This is a genomic window from Streptomyces sp. NPDC126510, assembly GCF_040302345.1.
Classification (GTDB): domain Bacteria; phylum Actinomycetota; class Actinomycetes; order Streptomycetales; family Streptomycetaceae; genus Streptomyces.
Genome location: NZ_JBEORR010000001.1, coordinates 323,475 through 341,874, shown reverse-complemented (window position 1 = coordinate 341,874; position 18,400 = coordinate 323,475). Strand labels below are relative to the sequence as shown.

Sequence of the window (18,400 nt, the reverse complement as noted above, 5' to 3'; positions counted from 1 at the left end):
GCTCAGGAGAGCAGTTCGACCTCCGCCAGGGTGGCCTCACCGTCGAGGACCAGGCGGTACCTCTCGTACGTACCCGGCGACCTCACGGAGAACGCGCGGGTCTGTCTGTCCCACGCGAAGGACTCACCGGAGCGCCGGTCCAGCGTCCGCCAAGTCGTCCCGTCGGAGGAGCCCTGGAGCGTCCAGCCGGCCGGTGCCCTCGCCCGGTCCGCCGACGACGTCAGCGTGTACTGCACCGCCTCGGAGCCCTCGGAGACCGGCAGATCCACGGAGGTCACCGTCGCGTCCGTCGCCGACGTGTCGTCGAACAGGGCGCCGTCACCCTTCAGCACGTCGCCGCGCGGCGACGGCACCTCGTCGTTCCGGGTGATCGACACGGGCGCCGCGTGCTCGCCCGTGCCCCAGGACGACGGCCGCGGGCCCATGTCGAACTCCAGGACACCGCCCCCGGCGACCAGCGCGTGGGGCAGTGAGGTCTTCGTCCAGGTCCGGCCGTTCACCTTCAACCCCTGCACGTACACGTTCCGCGCGCTGTTCCGGGGCGCCTTCACCACCAGGTCGCGCCCGTTCTCCAGATGCACGGTCGCCTTGGTGAACAGGGGCGATCCGATCGCGTACTCGCCGCTGCCCATCACCAGCGGGTAGAAGCCGAGCGCGGAGAACAGGAACCAGGCCGACTGCTCGCCGTTGTCCTCGTCACCGTGGTAGCCCTGCCCGATGTCGCTGCCCGTGTACAGCCGCGACAGCACCTCGCGGACCTTCTCCTGCGCCTTCCACGGCTGCCCCGCCGCGTCGTACATGTAGATCGCGTGGTGGGCGACCTGGTTGGAGTGCCCGTACATGCCCATCCGGACGTCCCGCGCCTCGGTCATCTCGTGGATGACACCGCCGTAGGACCCGACGAACTCGGGGGAGGCCGTCTCCGGGGTGGAGAAGTAGTCGTCGAGCTTGTCCGCGAGACCCTTCCGGCCGCCGTACAGGTTCGCCAGACCCCGACTGTCCTGCGGAGCGGTGAATGCGTACCCGTACCCATTCGTCTCGGTGTAGTCGTACCCCCACACCCGCGGGTCGTACTTCGACGACTCCACCCGCCGGTCGCCCTTCGCGTCCCGGCCCTGGAAGAAGCCGGCCTTCGCGTCGAAGAGGTTCACGTAGTCCCGGGCACGGTTCAGGAAGTACTCCGACTCCTCCTTGTAGCGCCGCTCGCCGGTCTCCTCGTAGAGCCTTTGGCCCATGCGGGAGATGCCGTAGTCGTTGAGGTAACCCTCCAGCGCCCAGGACAGGCCCTCGTGGGTCTCGGTGCTCGTGTAGCCGAGGAACGGGGAGGTGGTCATGCCCTTGCGGCCGACGCCCGGGTTCGGCGGTACGACCGTGGCGTTCTTCACCGCCGCCTCGTAGGCCGCCTCCGCGTCGAAGTCGACGCCCTTGACGTACGCGTCGGCGAACGCCACGTCCGAGGACGTGCCCGTCATGAGGTCCGCGTAGCCGGGGGAGGACCAGCGGGAGGTCCAGCCGCCGTCCCTGTACTGCTGCACGAATCCGTCGACCAGCTCGCCCGCCCGGGACGGGGTCAGGAGCGAGTAGGCGGGCCAGGTCGTCCGGTAGGTGTCCCAGAAGCCGTTGTTGACGTACACCTCGCCGTCGACGATCTTCGCGCCGGTGTGCGTCGGGGTGTCCGGGTTCGGCATGGGGGAGAAGGGCGAGGCGTACCGGTGCCTGCCACCGACCTTCTCGAAGCCGGAGTTCGGGTACAGGTAGAGGCGGTACAGGCTGGAGTACAGCGTCGTCAGCCGGTCGGGGGTCGCGCCCTCCACCTCGACCCTGCCGAGCAGCCGGTCCCACTGCCGCTGGGCGCTCTTCTTCACCGCCTCGAAGGAGCGGCCCTGAGGGATCTCCTGGCGGAGGTTGTCCTCGGCCTGGTCGAGGCTGATGAGCGAGGTCGCCAGACGCAGGGTGACGGTCCGGTCCTCGGCCTCGAAGCGCAGGTGGCCCTTGACGCCGCTGGAGTCGCCTTCGGTCACCGGCTGGTCGAACTCGCCGTGGACGAACAGCCGCGTCGCGCCCGTCGACAGACCGGACTTGACGTCCGAGTAGCCGGTGACGGTCCCGTTCTCCTTGTCGAGCGTCAGGCCCGCCTGGTCCGTCACGTTGTCGAAGAGGACGCTCGCCTCGTCGCCGGGGTAGGTGAAGCGCAGCACCGCCGCGTGGTCGGTCGGCGCCATCTCCGCCTTCAGCCCGTTCTCGAACCGCACCCCGTAGTAGTACGGCCGCGCCGTCTCGTTCTCGTGCCGGAAGGCCAGCTCCCGGGCCTCCCGCCCGTACTCCGGGGTCCCGGTGGCCACGGACGGCATCACCTGGAACGTCTGCCGGTCACCCATCCAGGGGCTCGGCTCGTGGCTGGCGCTGAACGCCTGGATCGTCGGCAGGTTGTCCGCGTTGTTCCCCCGCGCGTAGTCGTACAGCCAGCTGAGCGAACCCGCGTTGGTCACGGGCGTCCAGAAGTTGAAGCCGTGCGGCACCGCCGTCGCCGGAAAGTTGTTGCCCCGCGAGAAGCCGCCGCTGGAATGGGTGCCCCGGGTCGTCACCGCGTAGTCGGACAGGTGCGCCTTCGGCCGTTCGGGCGCGACGGACTCGATGCGGACGTCGTCCAGCCAGCCCCGGAATCTCGCCGGGCCCTCGGCGGAGTCGTACGCCACCAGGATCCGGTCCACGGTCTTCCCGGCCGCGACCGACCCGATGCGCGAGGCCACGTGGTTCCACTGGTTGACGTAGAGGATCTTCGCCGCGCCCTGCCCCCGCGGGGTCAGCGGGAAACCGTGCTGGTCGGTGGCGCGCAGGTCGCTCAGGTGGGTGCCGTCGGTGAAGGCGAGGTCGACGGAGACGTTGGTGGCGTCGTAGTCGAGGTCGCCGTCCGCCATCGACGGGAAGACGCGGTAGGCCAGCCGCGTGTTCCGGCCGACGGCCACGTTCACGTCGAAGATCTTGTTGTACGAGTACGCCCGCCCCTCGGCGGTGTGCCGGCCGGCGTACCGCAGGGCCCGCTTTCCGGTGAACCCGGCGCCCGCCTTGGCGGTGGGGGAGCCGCTCGGACCGCGGTCGACCAGGGAGAGCATGTCCTGCGGGACGGGCCCGTCGGTGCCGCCCGTGGACAGCTGGAGGTCGGCGAGCTGGAGGATGTCACCCCCGTTGTTCCCGGTGACCTCCAGCCGGAGGTGCCGGTACTCCCCGGGTTCGGCGAGGTCGTACGTCTTCGTCTGGAAGCGCTCGGAGAAGGACTCGCCGGAGCGGGTGTCGAGCGTCTTCCACTCCTTCCCGTCGGCGGAGCCCTTCAGGGCCCAGTCCTTCGGGTCGCGCTCGTCATGGTCATTGGCCGACGTCAGCGCGTAACGCGCCAGTTCGACCGGCTTGTCCAGGTCGAACTCGGCCCAGCCGGAGGGCTCGAAGGCGAGCCACTTGGTGCTCGGCTCGCCGTCGACGAGATTTTCCTTCACCTCGCCGCCGCCCGTGTTCTCGGCGCTGGCCCGGACGTCGGTGACGCGGTCGGTCACGTTGCCCGGTATGCCGCTGCTGTAGCCGCCGTCGACGCCCGAGGCCCGCTTGCCGCCGTCGGGGGCGCTGTCGACGGTGTTCAGCCAGTCCGGAACCGGGTCGTCCGCCTCGAAGGAGGAGGCGAATCCCCGGACGGGTTTCCCGGGGTCCTGAGGCAGTGCGACTGCAACGCCCTGTGAGCCCAGGGCCAAAGCGAAGGCGGTCGCCGACACGACCGCCGAACCCCATCTGTGCCGAGCTTTCCGCTGCATCAACGGGTACCCTCCCTGCGCAGTGGACAACGTTGTCACCTTCGTTGCGCAAGGACCAGTAGTCGCCCAAGTGGCCGGGAGTGTCAAGGGTGTTGCCTGTGGCATTCGGGCGCCGTGACCGGGATATTTCCGGCGGAGCACCCACAGGCCGCTCATACTTCCGCGAGGTCTCAACTCGGATAAGACCCACGGCCAACTCTGTGTTCGATGTTGATCCGCTGGCGGGAAGTGGACTATACCTGTCGCACGCTTCACCCGATCTGCACATCACCACCCGCACGTTCCTGCACGACCCAGCTTGACCCGATCGCGGTGCCCGGAAGGATCCGGTTCACCGCCTGAGTCCTGGAGAAGGCGAGGACTTGAGCATGGGATCCACTTCCGCCGAGAACCACGGCACCGAGGGTGTCGGCCGTCGTGATCTGATCAAGAGGTCCGCCGCGCTCGGGCTGATCTCCGTCCCCACCATGAGTTTCCTGTCCGCCTGTGCGAGCAGCGGCGGCGACGACAGCGGCGACAAGGCCAAGGCCGGCAAGAAGACCGCGAAGAACCCGCTCGCCGTCAACGACACGGCCGGCATGGAATTCGTCCTGTTCGACGGCGGTTTCGGCAAGGAATACGCCGAGGACGCCGTGAAGATCTACGAGAAGAACTTCCCCGAGGTTCAGGTGAAGTTCTCCGCCACCCAGAAGATCCAGTCCACCCTCCAGCCCCGCTTCAACCAGGGCACCCCGCCGGACCTGATCGACAACTCCGGCGCCGAGCAGATGGACATGGGCGTCCTGGTCGGCAAGAACCAGCTCACCGACCTCACCCCGCTGCTGGACGCACCCTCCTACGACGACCCGGACAAGAAGGTCCGCGACACGCTGCGCCCCGGCATCGTCGAGATGGGCCAGTTCGACGGCGAGAAGGTCTGGATCCTCTACTACGCCTACACGGTGTACGGCGTCTGGTACTCGCAGAAGGCCCTGGACTCGCTCGACGAGCAGTACCCCGAGACCTGGGACCAGATGCTCGCGGTCTGCGCGAAGGCCAAGAAGAAGGGCATGGCAGGCTGGACGTATGCGGGCAAATACCCGTATTACATCCCCTTCTCGCTCTACCCGATGATCGGGAAGGTCGGCGGCCGCGAGGTCCTCGACGCCATCGACAACCTCGAGCCGAACGCCTGGAAGCACCCGGCCGTCAAGGCCTGCTTCGAGGCGTACTACGAGCTCTACAAGAAGGGCTACGTCCTCAAGGGCACCCCGGGCCTGGACCACATCCAGTCGCAGACGGCCTGGGCCGAGGGCAAAGCGCTGTTCATCCCGAACGGCTCCTGGGTGGAGAACGAGTCGGCGAACGTCATCCCGAAGGACTTCGACCTGGCCGTCTCCGCGCCCACCGGCATCGACTCCTCCGACAAGATGCCGTTCGGCACCATCTGGGCCTCCGGCGGCGAGCCCTTCATCGTCCCGGCCAAGGCGAAGAACGCCCCCGGCGGCATGGAGCAGCTGCGCATCATGCTCAGCGAGGCCTCCTCGAAGAACTTCACCGGCAAGGTGAAGTCGCTGACCGCGTACAACGGCGGCACCGACGGCATCGCCCTCACCCCCGGCCTGAAATCCGGTGTCGCGGCACTGGACAAGGCCGGCGAGAACGTGGTGAATCCCCGTATGCAGGACTGGTACGTGCAGTTGCAGAAGGAGAAGATCGGCGTCTCCGGCCTGGGCGAGATGATGGCCGGCCGCCTGACCCCGGCCGAGGCCATCAAGAAGATCCAGGGCTTTGCCGACGAGGCCGCCAACGACAACTCCATCAAGCACTACAAGCACCAGTAACGGCACCGGAAAACCAATTCCGCACACGGCACCGGAGTGGCGATGCAGCACGGCAAGTACCGGTTCATCGTGGGCTTCCTCGCGTTGCCCCTGGGACTGTACGCGCTCTTCGTGGTCTGGCCGTTCATCCAGTCCATCTATTACTCGTTCACGGACTGGACCGGCCTGAGCCCCGAATTCAAGATGGTCGGTTTCGACAACTACAGCCGCATGCTCGACGACGACATCTTCTGGAAGTCGTTGCAGCACAGCCTGCTGTTCGCCCTCCTGCTGCCGGTGGTGACGATCGGCCTCGCGCTGTTCTTCGCCTTCATGATCAACGTGGGTGGCAGAAAGAGGAAGAACGGCCCGGTGATCACCGGTGTCCGGGGCTCCTCGTTCTACAAGATCGTCTACTTCTTCCCGCAGGTCCTCTCGATCGCCATCGTCGCGCTGCTGTTCGCGTTCGCGTACAACCCGGACAGCGGCGCGATCAACTCGCTCCTGCGCGGCATCGGCCTCGACAACCTCCAGCCCCTCTGGCTGGGCGACCCCGACCTGGCCCTCTGGGCGGTGATGGGGGTCCTCGTCTGGTCCACGGTCGGCTTCTTCGTGGTCCTCTTCTCCGCCGGCATGGCCTCCATCCCCTCGGACATGTACGAGGCGGCCCTGCTGGACGGCGCGAACCGCGTCACCACGTTCTTCCGGATCACGCTGCCCCTCCTCTGGGACACGGTGCAGTCCGGCTGGGTCTACATGGGCATCCTCGCCCTGGGCGCCGAGTCGTTCGCGGTCGTGCAGATCATGACGACCGGGCCGGGCGGCCCCGACTACTCGACCACCGTCATGGTCCTGTACGTGTACCAGAAGGCGTTCCGTGACGGGCAGGCCGCCTACGCCACCACCATCGGCGTCGCACTGCTCGTCGTCACGCTGGCCTTCGCCGCCGTGGTGATGCGGCTGGGCCGTCGCGAGCGGCTGGAGTACTGACCGATGAAGACGACCGAAACCCCCGCGCCGCTCCCGGCCGAGTCCGGAGCCCCGATCACCAAGACGGACCTCCGGCCGCCCCCTCCCGTGAAGGAGAAGAAGGAGGGCACGGTCCTCAACGTCTTCTCCCACGGCGTCCTGGTCATCTGGGCGTTCATGGTGGTCATGCCGCTGCTCTGGGCGGTCATGACGTCCTTCAAGGACGACCGCTCCATCTTCAGCTCGCCCTGGTCGCTCCCGGACTCCCTGCACTTCGACAACTGGTCGCGGGCGTGGACCCAGGCCAACATGAGCGACTACTTCCTCAACACGGTCCTCGTGGTCGGCGGTTCACTCATCGGCACGCTGGTCCTGGGCTCCATGGCGGCCTACGTCCTGGCCCGCTTCGACTTCCCGGGCAACCGGTTCATCTACTTCCTGTTCATCGGCGGCATGAGCTTCCCGATCATGCTCGCGCTGGTCCCGCTGTTCTACGTCGTGAACAACATGGGCCTGCTGAACACCATCCATGGCCTGATCCTGGTCTACATCGCCTACTCGCTGCCGTTCACGGTGTTCTTCCTCACGGCGTTCTTCCGCACCCTGCCGACGTCGATCGCCGAAGCGGCCTTCGTGGACGGCGCTTCCCACAGCCGCACGTTCTTCCAGATCATGCTGCCCATGGCCAAGCCGGGCCTGATCAGCGTCGGCATCTTCAACTTCCTGGGCCAGTGGAACCAGTACATGCTCCCCACGGTCCTCAACACCGACCCCGACAAGCGGGTCCTCACCCAGGGCCTGGTCCAGCTGGCGGTCAGCCAGGGCTACAAGGGCGACTGGTCGGGGCTCTTCGCGGGCCTGGTGATGGCGATGCTGCCGGTACTCGCCGCGTACATCATCTTCCAGCGGCAGGTGGTGCAGGGGCTCACTGCGGGGGCACTGAAGTAGCCCGGACCGATCGGGGCTGAGGCCGGGTGGGTCCACAGCCCGGCGGAGCGGGGTGCCGCTGCGCCCACCCGTGCCGCCCCCAGCGGCACGCATGCCCGCAGCTAGGCGGGGACGCACCCGCACCCGCCGTCGGACGCAAGGGGACGTGTCGGGGGGTGTCCGCCCGCAGCGGTTGTCGCGTCAACGAAGAGTCAGTCGGTGTGCAAGCCCATCGCGACGTTCCGAGGACGGACACCCCCCGGCGCGGCCCCGACCCACCACCCGGCGCAAGGCGAAGACGCGCACCCCCACCGAACCGGCACAAGCGCCGCAGGCAGAAAGCGCGTACCCCCACATAGCGCTCCGCGACGACTCGTACACACCCCGGAATCAGTTCAACCTCTTGACGGGAGGCAACCCGAACGGCTCAGCTTAGAGTTCACTAGTTGGACAAAGACGGGGCCCCATCGATGCGGCCCCGTGCGCAGGAGGTCGTCGTGGAGACTCCGGGGTCGCAGTCATCGCTGCACCGAGCCAACCTCGAGCGGGTCGTACGTGCCGTGCGTCTGGCGGGTTCCCTCACCCAGGCCGAGATCGCGCGGACGACAGGCCTGTCCGCGGCCACGGTCTCCAACATCGTCCGGGAGCTGAAGGACGGTGGCACCGTCGAGGTCACACCCACGTCCGCCGGCGGCCGCAGGGCCCGCAGCGTGTCGCTGAGCGGCGACGCCGGCATCGTCATCGGCGTCGACTTCGGCCACACCCACCTCCGGGTCGCCATCGGCAACCTCGCCCACCAGGTCCTCGCCGAGGAATCCGAACCCCTCGACGTCGACGCCTCGTCCACCCAGGGCTTCGACCGCGCGGAACAACTGGTCACCCGCCTGATCGAAGCCACCGGCGTCGACAGCACCAAGATCGCCGGTGTCGGTCTCGGCGTCCCCGGCCCCATCGACGTAGAGTCCGGCACGCTCGGCTCGACCGCCATCCTCCCCGGCTGGACCGGCACCAAGCCCGCCGAGGAGCTGCGCGGCCGCCTCGGCGTCCCCGTGCACGTGGACAACGACGCCAACCTCGGCGCCCTCGGCGAGATGGTCTGGGGCAGCGGCCGGGGCGTCCGCGACCTGGCCTACATCAAGGTCGCCAGCGGCGTCGGCGCCGGACTGGTGATCAGCGGCAGGATCTACCGGGGCCCCGGCGGCACCGCCGGAGAAATCGGACATATTACACTCGATGAATCCGGCCCGGTCTGCCGTTGCGGAAACCGCGGCTGCCTGGAGACCTTCGCGGCGGCGCGCTACGTGTTGCCGCTCCTCCAGTCCAGTCATGGCACCGACCTGACCATGGAAGGCGTCGTACGGCTCGCGCGGGACGGAGACCCGGGCTGTCGTCGGGTGATCGCCGACGTCGGCCGCCATATCGGCAGTGGAGTGGCCAATCTCTGCAACCTGCTGAACCCGAGCCGGGTGGTCCTCGGCGGTGATCTCGCCGAGGCCGGTGAGCTGGTGCTCGGGCCGATCCGGGAGTCCGTCGGCCGCTATGCGATCCCCAGTGCGGCACGCCAGTTGTCCGTTCTCCCCGGTGCCCTCGGCGGCCGTGCGGAGGTGCTCGGAGCGCTCGCTCTCGCCCTCAGCGAGATGGGTGATTCGACCCTTCTGGACGGAACTGCCCCCAGTGCACTGCGGGCAGCCACCCCTGCCTTCACTTAGAGAACGGATGGCACCGTTGCCATCTCGTTAAGGATTTACTTCTTGACGTCGCACGTGTGGCCGAGTTGACTTCCAGCCACCTCGGCCGCAATGTCGCGGCCTCGTCAGGGAGGTTTCTGAAGTGAACACGCGTATGCGTCGCGCCGCTGTTGCTATTGCCGCCGGTGCGATGGCCGTTTCGCTTGCTGCCTGTGGCAGCGCCAAGGAGTCGGGCGACAAGGCCGACTCCACCGGGTCCGCCAAGAAGGGCGACGACATCAAGGTCGGCCTGCTCCTTCCCGAGAACGCGACCGCCCGCTACGAGAAGTTCGACCGGGTTCTCATCGAGAAGAAGGTCAAGGAGCTCACCAACGGCAAGGGCGAGGTCGTCTACGCCAACGCCAAGCAGGACGCCAGCACGCAGAACCAGCAGGTCGACACGATGGTGACCAACAAGGTCGACGTGCTGATCGTGGACGCGGTGGACTCCAAGGCCATCGCCGGCTCGGTGAAGAAGGCCAAGGACGCCGGCATCCCCGTCGTCGCCTACGACCGCCTGGCCGAGGGCCCGATCGACGCCTACACCTCGTTCGACAACGTCACCGTCGGCAAGACCCAGGGCGAGGCCCTGCTGAAGGCCCTCGGCGACAAGGCCAAGGACGGCCAGATCGTCATGATGAACGGGTCGTCCACCGACCCGAACGCCGCCCAGTTCAAGCAGGGCGCGCACTCCGTGCTCGACGGCAAGGTCAAGATCGGCCGCGAGTACGACACCAAGGAGTGGAAGCCGGAGAACGCCAACTCCAACATGGAGGGCGCCATCTCCGCCCTCGGCAAGGACAAGATCGTCGGCGTCTACTCCGCCAACGACGGCATGGCGGGCGGCATCATCACGGCCCTCAAGGCCGCGGGCATCGCCGACATCCCCGTCACCGGCCAGGACGCCGAGCTCGCGGGTGTGCAGCGCATCGTCACCGGTGAGCAGTACATGAGCGTCTACAAGCCCTACCCGCAGGAGGCGGACGTCGCGGCCGAGATGGCCGTCGCCCTCGCCCAGGGCAAGTCGCTCGACTCGATCGCCAAGGACAAGGTCGACAGCCCGACCACCAAGGCCGTCCCCTCCGTCCTCGTCCCGGTCGTCTCGCTGACGAAGGACAACATCAAGGACACCGTCATCAAGGACGGCATCTACACCGTGAACGAGATCTGCGCGGGCAAGTACAAGGCCGCCTGCGACAAGATCGGTCTCGAGTAGGCAACCGCCAAGTCCCCTGCGGAGTACGGGAGTCCGAGCCGGACTCCCGTGACTCCATGCGGGGACCGGTTGCCCCCGAGTTCCTCCGGCGCCCCGCCACATCAGCCCCGCAAGCTATGCGGGGCGCCGGAGTGATCACTCCTCCCACCCTTCTGCACAACCTCCCGCCGGGTCAGGCGGCGAAGGAGATGGTTCACGTGTCCGCTACGCCCGTGCTGGCGTTGCGCGGGGTCTCCAAGCGGTTCGGTGCCGTTCAGGCGCTCACCGACGTAGAGCTTGAGGTCCACGCCGGTGAAGTGGTCGCCCTGGTGGGCGACAACGGCGCCGGAAAGTCCACGCTGGTCAAGACGATCGCCGGCGTGCACCCCATCGATGAGGGCGTCATCGAATGGGACGGCAGGTCCGTCCAGATCAACAAGCCGCACGACGCCCAGAACCTGGGCATCGCGACCGTCTACCAGGACCTCGCGCTCTGCGACAACATCGACGTCGTCGGCAACCTCTACCTGGGACGGGAGATCCGCAAGCGCGGTGTCCTGGACGAGGTGGAGATGGAGCGCCGCTCCCGCGAGCTGCTCGACACGCTGTCGATCCGCATCCCCAGCGTGCGCATCCCGATCGCCTCGCTCTCCGGCGGTCAGCGCCAGACCGTGGCCATCGCCCGTTCCATGCTCGGCGAGCCCAAGCTGGTCATCCTCGACGAGCCCACCGCCGCCCTCGGCGTCGAGCAGACCGCTCAGGTCCTCGACCTGGTCGAGCGGCTGCGCGAGCGCGGCCACGCCGTGATCCTCATCAGCCACAACATGGCCGATGTGAAGGCCGTCGCGGACAAGGTCGCCGTGCTGCGCCTCGGCCGCAACAACGGCGTCTTCGAGGTCAAGTCGACCTCGCAGGAAGAGATCATCTCCGCCATCACCGGCGCCACCGACAACGCCGTGACCCGCCGTGCGGCGCGCACGAACGGGGAGGTTTCCAAGTGAGCATCGACAAGACCTCCGCGGCTCCGGACGACCACGTCGTGGAGAACCCCGAGGCGGCCAAGGCCGCCGTCACGGTGGTCGACCCCCGGCTGCTGGTGCGCGAGCAGGGCCTCAAGGGCTACGTCACCGAGTTCAAGCGGAAGATGAAGTCCGGTGACCTGGGATCCATCCCGGTCGTCATCGGCCTGGCGATCATCTGGCTCATCTTCACGAGCCTGAACTCCAACTTCCTCACCGCGGGCAACCTGTCCGACATGTCCGTCGCCATGGTCGGCACCGGCATGATCGCCGTCGGCATCGTCTTCGTACTGCTGCTCGGCGAGATCGACCTGTCGGTCGGTTCGGTGTCCGGTGTGGCGGGTGCGTCGTTCGCGGTGCTGAACGTCACCAACGGCATGAACGAGTGGCTCGCCTTCGTGCTGGCCATCCTCACCGGCACCGTCGCCGGTGTGCTGCACGGCTTCTTCTTCGCGAAGATCGGCGTCCCCGCGTTCGCCGTCACCCTGGCCGGTCTGCTGTTCTGGAACGGCCTCATGCTCCAGATCCTCGGCGACAACGGCACGATCAACCTTGACCCGGACGGGATCGTCGTCCAGCTGACCAGCTATTACTTCTCCGACGTGGCCGCCGCCTACGCGCTGGCCGCGGTGGTGACCGCCGGGTTCTTCGTCAGCTCCTTCCTCGGCAACCGGCGCCGCGAGGCCGCGGGCGTGCCGTCGCGGCCTCTGAGCGAGACCATCGTGCGGACCGTGCTGCTGGCGGTTCTCGCCTTCACCGTCGCCATCGTCTTCAACCAGTACAAGGGCCTGCCGCTCGCCGTGGTGATCTTCATCGTGGTGCTGCTGGTCACGGACTTCGTGCTGCGCCGCACGCCGTACGGCCGGAAGGTGTTCGCGCTCGGCGGCAGCGTGGAGGCGTCCCGCCGGGCCGGTATCAACGTGGAGATGGTCCGGATCTCGGTGTTCGCGATCTCCGGCACCTTCGCCGCGGTGGGCGGCCTGTTCATCGCCTCCAAGATTGCCGCGGCCAACCAGGGCGCCGGCGGCGGTGACTTGCTGATGAACGCGATCGCCGCGGCGGTCATCGGCGGCACGTCGCTGTTCGGTGGCCGCGGACGCACCTGGAACGCGCTGCTCGGTGTCCTGGTGATCGTGTCCATCCAGTACGGCCTCGCCCTGGAGGGCATCGCCTCCCCGGTGCAGTACATGATCACCGGTGGTGTGCTGTTGGCCACGGTCGTGATCGACGCCGTCACCCGCAAGACACAGAAGACCGCCGGGCGCGCATAGCGCCCGACAACCCCCCTGTGCCCGGTGCCTCCCAGGTACCGGGCACAGCTGTGTCGTAGAGGTGGCGCACCATGGGTAGAGCCGAACGCGTGACGTACGACGCAAGGCCACGGCGCCGCCCGCGCAGGCGGAACATTAGACTCGACAAGCCCGGCAACAGCTCTACTGCAAGGAGGCACGGGTGCCGCTGCTGACCCGTATCAGGGGACCGCGCGATCTGGACCGGCTCAACCCGGAGGAGCTGAACCAGCTGGCGGAGGAGATCCGGAGCTTCCTCGTCGAAGCGGTCTCCAAGACCGGCGGTCACCTCGGCCCCAACCTCGGCGTGGTGGAGCTCACCATCGCCCTGCACCGGGTCTTCGACTCGCCCAGGGACAAGGTGCTCTGGGACACCGGCCACCAGTCCTACGTCCACAAGCTGCTCACCGGCCGCCAGGACTTCTCGAAGCTGAAGATGAAGGGCGGCCTGTCCGGCTACCCCTCGCAGGCCGAGTCCGAGCACGACGTCATCGAGAACTCGCACGCCTCGACCGTCCTCGGCTGGGCCGACGGCATCGCCAAGGCCAACCAGATCATGGAGCGCGACGACCACGTCGTGGCCGTGATCGGTGACGGCGCCCTGACCGGCGGCATGGCCTGGGAGGCGCTGAACAACATCGCCGACGCCAAGGACCGCCCGCTCGTCATCGTCGTCAACGACAACGAGCGCTCCTACGCGCCGACCATCGGCGGTCTCGCCAACCACCTGGCGACCCTGCGCACCACCGACGGCTACGAGCGCTTCCTCGCCCGCACCAAGGAGGTCCTGGAGCGCACGCCCGTCGTCGGACGGCCGCTCTACGACACTCTGCACGGCGCCAAGAAGGGACTGAAGGACTTCATCGCCCCGCAGGGCATGTTCGAGGACCTCGGCCTGAAGTACGTCGGCCCGATCGACGGGCACGACCTGGAGGCCCTGGAGTCCGCGCTCGCCAAGGCCAAGCGGTTCGGCGGGCCGGTGATCGTGCACTGCCTCACCGAGAAGGGCCGCGGTTACCAGCCCGCCCTCCAGGACGAGGCGGACCGTTTCCACGCCGTGGGCAAGATCCACCCCGACACGGGCCTGCCCATCGCGAGCTCCGGCGCCGACTGGACCTCCGTCTTCGGCGAGGAGATGGTCAAGCTCGGCGAGGAGCGCGAGGACATCGTCGCCATCACGGCCGCGATGCTCCAGCCGGTCGGCCTGGACAAGTTCGCCAAGCGCTTCCCCAAGCGGGTCTACGACGTCGGCATCGCCGAGCAGCACGGTGCCGTCTCCGCGGCCGGCCTGGCCACGGGCGGCGTGCACCCGGTGTTCGCCGTCTACGCCACCTTCCTCAACCGCGCCTTCGACCAGGTGCTGATGGACGTGGCCCTGCACAAGTGCGGCGTCACCTTCGTGCTCGACCGCGCCGGCGTCACCGGCACCGACGGTGCCTCGCACAACGGCATGTGGGACATGTCGATCCTGCAGGTCGTCCCGGGGCTGCGGCTCGCCGCCCCGCGCGACGCCGACCAGGTGCGCGCCCAACTGCGCGAGGCCGTCGCCGTCGACGACGCGCCGACCGTGGTCCGCTTCTCCAAGGGCGCCGTCGGCCCCGCCGTGCCCGCCGTGCGGCGCGTCGGCGGCATGGACGTCCTGCGCGAACCCGGCACCGACCGGCCGGACGTGCTGCTGGTCTCCGTCGGCGCCCTCGCGCCGATGTGCCTGGAGATCGCCGCGCTCCTCGACAAGCAGGGCATCTCCACGACCGTCGTCGACCCTCGCTGGGTCAAGCCCGTCGACGAGGCCATGGCCCCGCTCGCCGAGCAGCACCGCGTGGTCGTCACCGTCGAGGACAACAGCCGCGTCGGCGGGGTCGGCTCGGCGATCGCGCAGGCCCTGCGCGACGCGGGGGTCGACGTGCCGCTGCGGGACTTCGGCATCCCGCCGCGCTTCCTCGACCACGCCTCGCGGGCCGAGGTCCTCGCCGAGATCGGGCTCACCGCGCCCGACATCGCCCGGCAGGTGACCGGTCTGGTCGCCAAGCTGGACGGGCGCTTCGAGCGCAGTGCGGCGGACGCCGTGGACGCCGCGCGCGACTGACGCGGCCGAGACGGCCGACACGGCCGACACGGCCGAACGGGTTCGAGATGGGCCGGTTTTCCCACCATGAGGGTGGCGGAACCGGCCCATTGGCGTGAATTGGCCCGTGCCGGGGCATACGGAGGGTGCCACCTCTCGATCATGTCGAGGACGACAAGCGTGGGAGGTACCCCGTGAGCAGCACCCTCTTCCGGACGAAGAAGGTCGAGCAGTCCATCAGCGACACCGAGGAGCCAGAGCACGCGCTCAAGAAGTCCTTGTCCGCGCTGGATCTGACCGTCTTCGGCGTCGGTGTGATCATCGGCACCGGCATCTTCGTTCTCACCGGCACAGTCGCCAAGGACAACGCGGGGCCCGCGGTCGCCCTGGCGTTCGTGGCCGCCGGCGTCGCCTGTGCGCTGGCCGCCCTCTGCTACGCCGAGTTCGCCTCCACGGTTCCGGTCGCCGGGTCCGCCTACACGTTCTCGTACGCCTCGCTCGGGGAGCTGCCCGCCTGGATCATCGGCTGGGACCTGGTCCTCGAGTTCGCGCTGGGCACGGCGGTGGTGGCAGTCGGCTGGTCCGGCTACATCCAGTCGCTCATGGAGAACGCGGGCTGGACGATGCCCGCGGGGCTGGGCAGCCGTGAGGGCTCCGATGTCTTCGGCTTCGACATCCTCGCCGCTGTGCTGGTCCTCGTCCTCACGGCCATCCTCGTGGTCGGCATGAAGCTGTCGGCGCGGATCACCTCGCTCGTCGTCGCCATCAAGGTGACGGTCGTCCTCGTGGTGATCATCGCGGGTGCGTTCCTCATCGAGGGGAAGAACTACGACCCGTTCATCCCCAAGGCGAAGCCCGTGGAGGCCGGGTCCAGCCTGGACTCGCCGCTGATCCAGCTGATGTTCGGCTGGGCACCCTCCAACTTCGGCGTGATGGGCATCTTCACCGCGGCCTCGGTCGTGTTCTTCGCCTTCATCGGGTTCGACGTCGTGGCCACGGCCGCGGAGGAGACGAAGAACCCGCAGCGGGACATGCCGCGCGGCATCATCGGCTCCCTGATCATCTGCACGACGCTGTACGTCCTCGTGTCGATCGTCGTCACCGGCATGCAGCACTACACGAAACTGGACGTGGACGCGCCGCTCGCCGACGCCTTCAAGGCCACCGGACATCCGTGGTTCGCGGGCTTCATCAGCTTCGGCGCCGCGGTCGGCCTGACGACGGTGTGCATGATCCTGCTGCTGGGGCAGACCCGGGTGTTCTTCGCGATGAGCCGGGACGGGCTGCTGCCGCGGTTCTTCTCGCGCGTCCACCCGCGGTTCAAGACGCCGCACCGGCCGACCATCCTGCTCGGCGTGATCATCGCGATCCTCGCCGGGTTCACGCCGCTGACGGAGCTCGCCGCGCTGGTGAACATCGGCACGCTGTTCGCCTTCGTGGTCGTCGCGATCGGTGTGATCATCCTTCGCAAGAGCCGGCCCGACCTGCCCCGGGCGTTCCGCACGCCGTGGGTGCCGGTCCTTCCGATCCTGTCGGTGTGTGCCTCGCTGTGGCTGATGATCAACCTGCCGGCCGAGACGTGGGTCCGCTTCGCCATCTGGATGGCCGCAGGCTTCCTCGTCTACTTCCTGTACGGCCGCACCCACAGCCGCCTCGCCCGCCGCGAGACGGGGGAGGAGCAGCCGAGCGTGGGTGGTGACACGCCTTAGCCTTCGCCTGACCGCCGGGGTGTCTGCGCCCGCTCGCCGTATGTGGGTCGGGGCCGCGCCGGGGGGTGTCCGTCCTCGGAACGGCGCGATGGACACCCTTACCGACTGACTGTCCGTTGACGCGCCAACCGCTGCGGGCGGATACCCCCCGACACGGCCCCTTCTCGCCGTACGCGGGTGCGGGCGCGTCGTGACTCGCCTAGCTGCGGGCAGTCGTGTCGCTGGGGGCGGCACGGGTGGGAGGCACCCCGCTCCGCCGGGCTGCGGACCCACCCGGCCCCAGCCACATCGCCCAGGACCTACGAACGGACAGAACGCGGCCCGGCCACCTCCGCCCCCAGCTCCCCGACCCTCCTGCGCAGCTCCCGGTCCGCCGTGACGACCAGGACGGGACGGTCGCCGGCCGACGCGACCACCTCCACGATGTGATCGTCCCCACTGCCCGGCGCAGACGCCACCCGCACCCCGGGCACGGACTCCACCCCCCGCGCGGCCCCCTCCACCACCAGGACGACCTCCACCGGGCCGGACACGGCAGGAACCCCCTCCGCGGCCAACCGGTCCCGCAGCCGTTCCGCCGCACCCCGGCGGTCCCGCCACCACCCGTCCGGGACCGACCCGACGACGTTGGCGGCGTCGACCACGACGAGGAGAGGCGAAGGCTCGTTCATGCGGCCAGGGTCGCACGGCGGGGGTGGGCCGCGCGCCGAGCCGTCGGACCCGCATAAAGTGAACTGGTGAACGGCGACTGGCTCATCCGCGGCCGCGACGGCCGCCTCACCGTGTATCTGCCCTCCGGCGACGCCGTCCTGTGCCGGGCGGAGCGCGGCCCCTCAGGCCCCTGGGAGGAGGACCCGCGAACCGTCGGCGGTGCCCAGAAGCTGCACCCGGGGGCGGCGGTCGGACAAGGCGCCGACGGCTACGCGCACCTGGCGGCCTGGCGGCCCACCGCGCCGGGGGAGTCCGGGCTCGTGCACTCCACGCATTTCCGCCCCCACCTCGCGCCCCTGGACTGGACTCCCATCGGCCACCCGGACAAGAACGGTGACCGTACGGGGCCGCCCGCCGTGACCGTGGACGGGGCGGGGCGCGGTTATGTCTTCGTCCGTAACGCGAAAGGCGGAGTCAGCCTGCGCAACCAGAAGGTGAAGGGCGGCTGGGGAGGCTGGCTGGACCTCGAAGGGCATGACGTCGAGGGGGAGTTGGCCGCGGTCACCGGCGAGTCGGGGCTGGTCGAGCTGTACGCCGCCGTACCCGGCGGGATTCTGCGCTGGCGGCAGGAGTCGGACGGCAAGAAGCCGGTGCGGACCGAGGGCGTCGACGCTCCCGTCCGTCCGGGCACCCTGCGCGCGCTCGCCACGTCCGCCGAGCACACCACCCTCTTCTTCACCGACGACTCCGGCGACCTGTGCGCCTGGCGTCCCGGAGCGAAGCCGGTGACCCTGCTGCCCTCCGCCGGCCCGGGGCCCGTCTCCGCCGTGCGGTGTGTCATCGAGGGATACGACTGCACCGTGCTCGCCCAGCGGTCGGCGAGCGGCCGGGTCGCCTTCGCCGCGTATCCGACCGAGCAGGAGCCGGCCGGCGCCTGGTGGACCGAGTCCGGCCCCCGGCTGCCTGCCGACGCCGTCGTGTCGGTGGCGCTCGACGAGCACGAGGAGGTCGTCGCGGCCTCCCTGTCGCCCTCGACGGGGACCGTGCTGCTCACCCGCCGCAAGGACGAGCCGGGGCTGGCACTGGAGGCCTGGCGGGAGATCTGACCGCTTGCAAGAAGCGGAACCAGCTACTTCCTCTTGAGTGTCGTCGAAGGCCTCGAAGCAGGTCGGCCGTGTCCGGCGACGAGGCGACGCCCCGCAGGACTGCGAAAGGGGGGCGGGTGCACGGATTGTTACCGTACGCCC

General features: G+C 68.6%; 12 protein-coding genes. 10 read left to right on the top strand and 2 right to left on the bottom strand.

Going from position 1 to position 18,400, the window contains the following annotated elements; genetic code table 11:
• Window positions 1-2: 2 nt before the first annotated feature.
• On the bottom strand, window positions 3-3,800 hold the full coding sequence (locus tag ABTX60_RS01315) for a GH92 family glycosyl hydrolase (RefSeq protein WP_352095009.1): 3,798 nt from the start codon (window positions 3,798-3,800) through the stop codon (window positions 3-5).
• 368 nt (window positions 3,801-4,168) lie between these two features.
• On the opposite strand from ABTX60_RS01315, the gene ngcE reads away from it, so the two are divergent.
• The 9 genes from ngcE (at window position 4,169) to ABTX60_RS01270 (ending at window position 16,502) form a co-directional block, all read left to right on the top strand.
• Entirely contained in the window at window positions 4,169-5,623 is a 1,455-nt protein-coding gene (gene ngcE, locus ABTX60_RS01310) for an N-acetylglucosamine/diacetylchitobiose ABC transporter substrate-binding protein (RefSeq protein ID WP_352095008.1), read from the top strand.
• Between the two features lie 42 nt (window positions 5,624-5,665).
• Window positions 5,666-6,592 (top strand): carbohydrate ABC transporter permease, encoded by a 927-nt coding sequence (locus ABTX60_RS01305; protein ID WP_352095007.1) that lies wholly within the window; start codon window positions 5,666-5,668, stop codon window positions 6,590-6,592.
• A 3-nt stretch (window positions 6,593-6,595) separates the two neighbouring features.
• Window positions 6,596-7,519, top strand: a complete 924-nt coding sequence (locus ABTX60_RS01300; protein ID WP_352095006.1) for a carbohydrate ABC transporter permease — start codon at window positions 6,596-6,598, stop codon at window positions 7,517-7,519.
• Between the two features lie 476 nt (window positions 7,520-7,995).
• On the top strand, window positions 7,996-9,207 hold the full coding sequence (locus ABTX60_RS01295) for an ROK family transcriptional regulator (RefSeq protein WP_352095005.1): 1,212 nt from the start codon (window positions 7,996-7,998) through the stop codon (window positions 9,205-9,207).
• A gap of 133 nt (window positions 9,208-9,340) precedes the next feature.
• Window positions 9,341-10,441: an ABC transporter substrate-binding protein gene (locus ABTX60_RS01290; RefSeq protein ID WP_352095134.1), complete on the top strand. Its 1,101-nt coding sequence runs from the start codon at window positions 9,341-9,343 to the stop codon at window positions 10,439-10,441.
• A gap of 188 nt (window positions 10,442-10,629) precedes the next feature.
• Window positions 10,630-11,421 carry an ATP-binding cassette domain-containing protein gene (locus ABTX60_RS01285; protein WP_010033972.1) on the top strand — a complete coding sequence of 264 codons (792 nt, stop codon included), beginning with the start codon at window positions 10,630-10,632 and terminating at the stop codon, window positions 11,419-11,421.
• Entirely contained in the window at window positions 11,418-12,710 is a 1,293-nt protein-coding gene (locus tag ABTX60_RS01280; protein WP_352095004.1) for a sugar ABC transporter permease, read from the top strand. Before ABTX60_RS01285 ends, ABTX60_RS01280 begins: the two co-directional genes overlap by 4 nt.
• Before the next feature lie 181 nt (window positions 12,711-12,891).
• Window positions 12,892-14,814 (top strand): 1-deoxy-D-xylulose-5-phosphate synthase, encoded by a 1,923-nt coding sequence (dxs, locus tag ABTX60_RS01275; RefSeq protein ID WP_352095003.1) that lies wholly within the window; start codon window positions 12,892-12,894, stop codon window positions 14,812-14,814.
• A 173-nt stretch (window positions 14,815-14,987) separates the two neighbouring features.
• The gene (locus ABTX60_RS01270) at window positions 14,988-16,502 is read left to right on the top strand and encodes an amino acid permease (RefSeq protein WP_352095002.1); all 1,515 of its coding nucleotides are present in this window, start codon (window positions 14,988-14,990) and stop codon (window positions 16,500-16,502) included.
• A gap of 299 nt (window positions 16,503-16,801) precedes the next feature.
• On the opposite strand, the gene ABTX60_RS01265 is transcribed toward ABTX60_RS01270, so the two are convergent.
• Window positions 16,802-17,173, bottom strand: a complete 372-nt coding sequence (locus ABTX60_RS01265; protein ID WP_352095001.1) for a PIN domain-containing protein — start codon at window positions 17,171-17,173, stop codon at window positions 16,802-16,804.
• A gap of 66 nt (window positions 17,174-17,239) precedes the next feature.
• Here ABTX60_RS01265 and ABTX60_RS01260 point away from each other — a divergent pair, with 66 nt between their 5' ends.
• Window positions 17,240-18,259 carry a PLL family lectin gene (locus tag ABTX60_RS01260; RefSeq protein ID WP_352095000.1) on the top strand — a complete coding sequence of 340 codons (1,020 nt, stop codon included), beginning with the start codon at window positions 17,240-17,242 and terminating at the stop codon, window positions 18,257-18,259.
• Window positions 18,260-18,400: the final 141 nt, after the last annotated feature.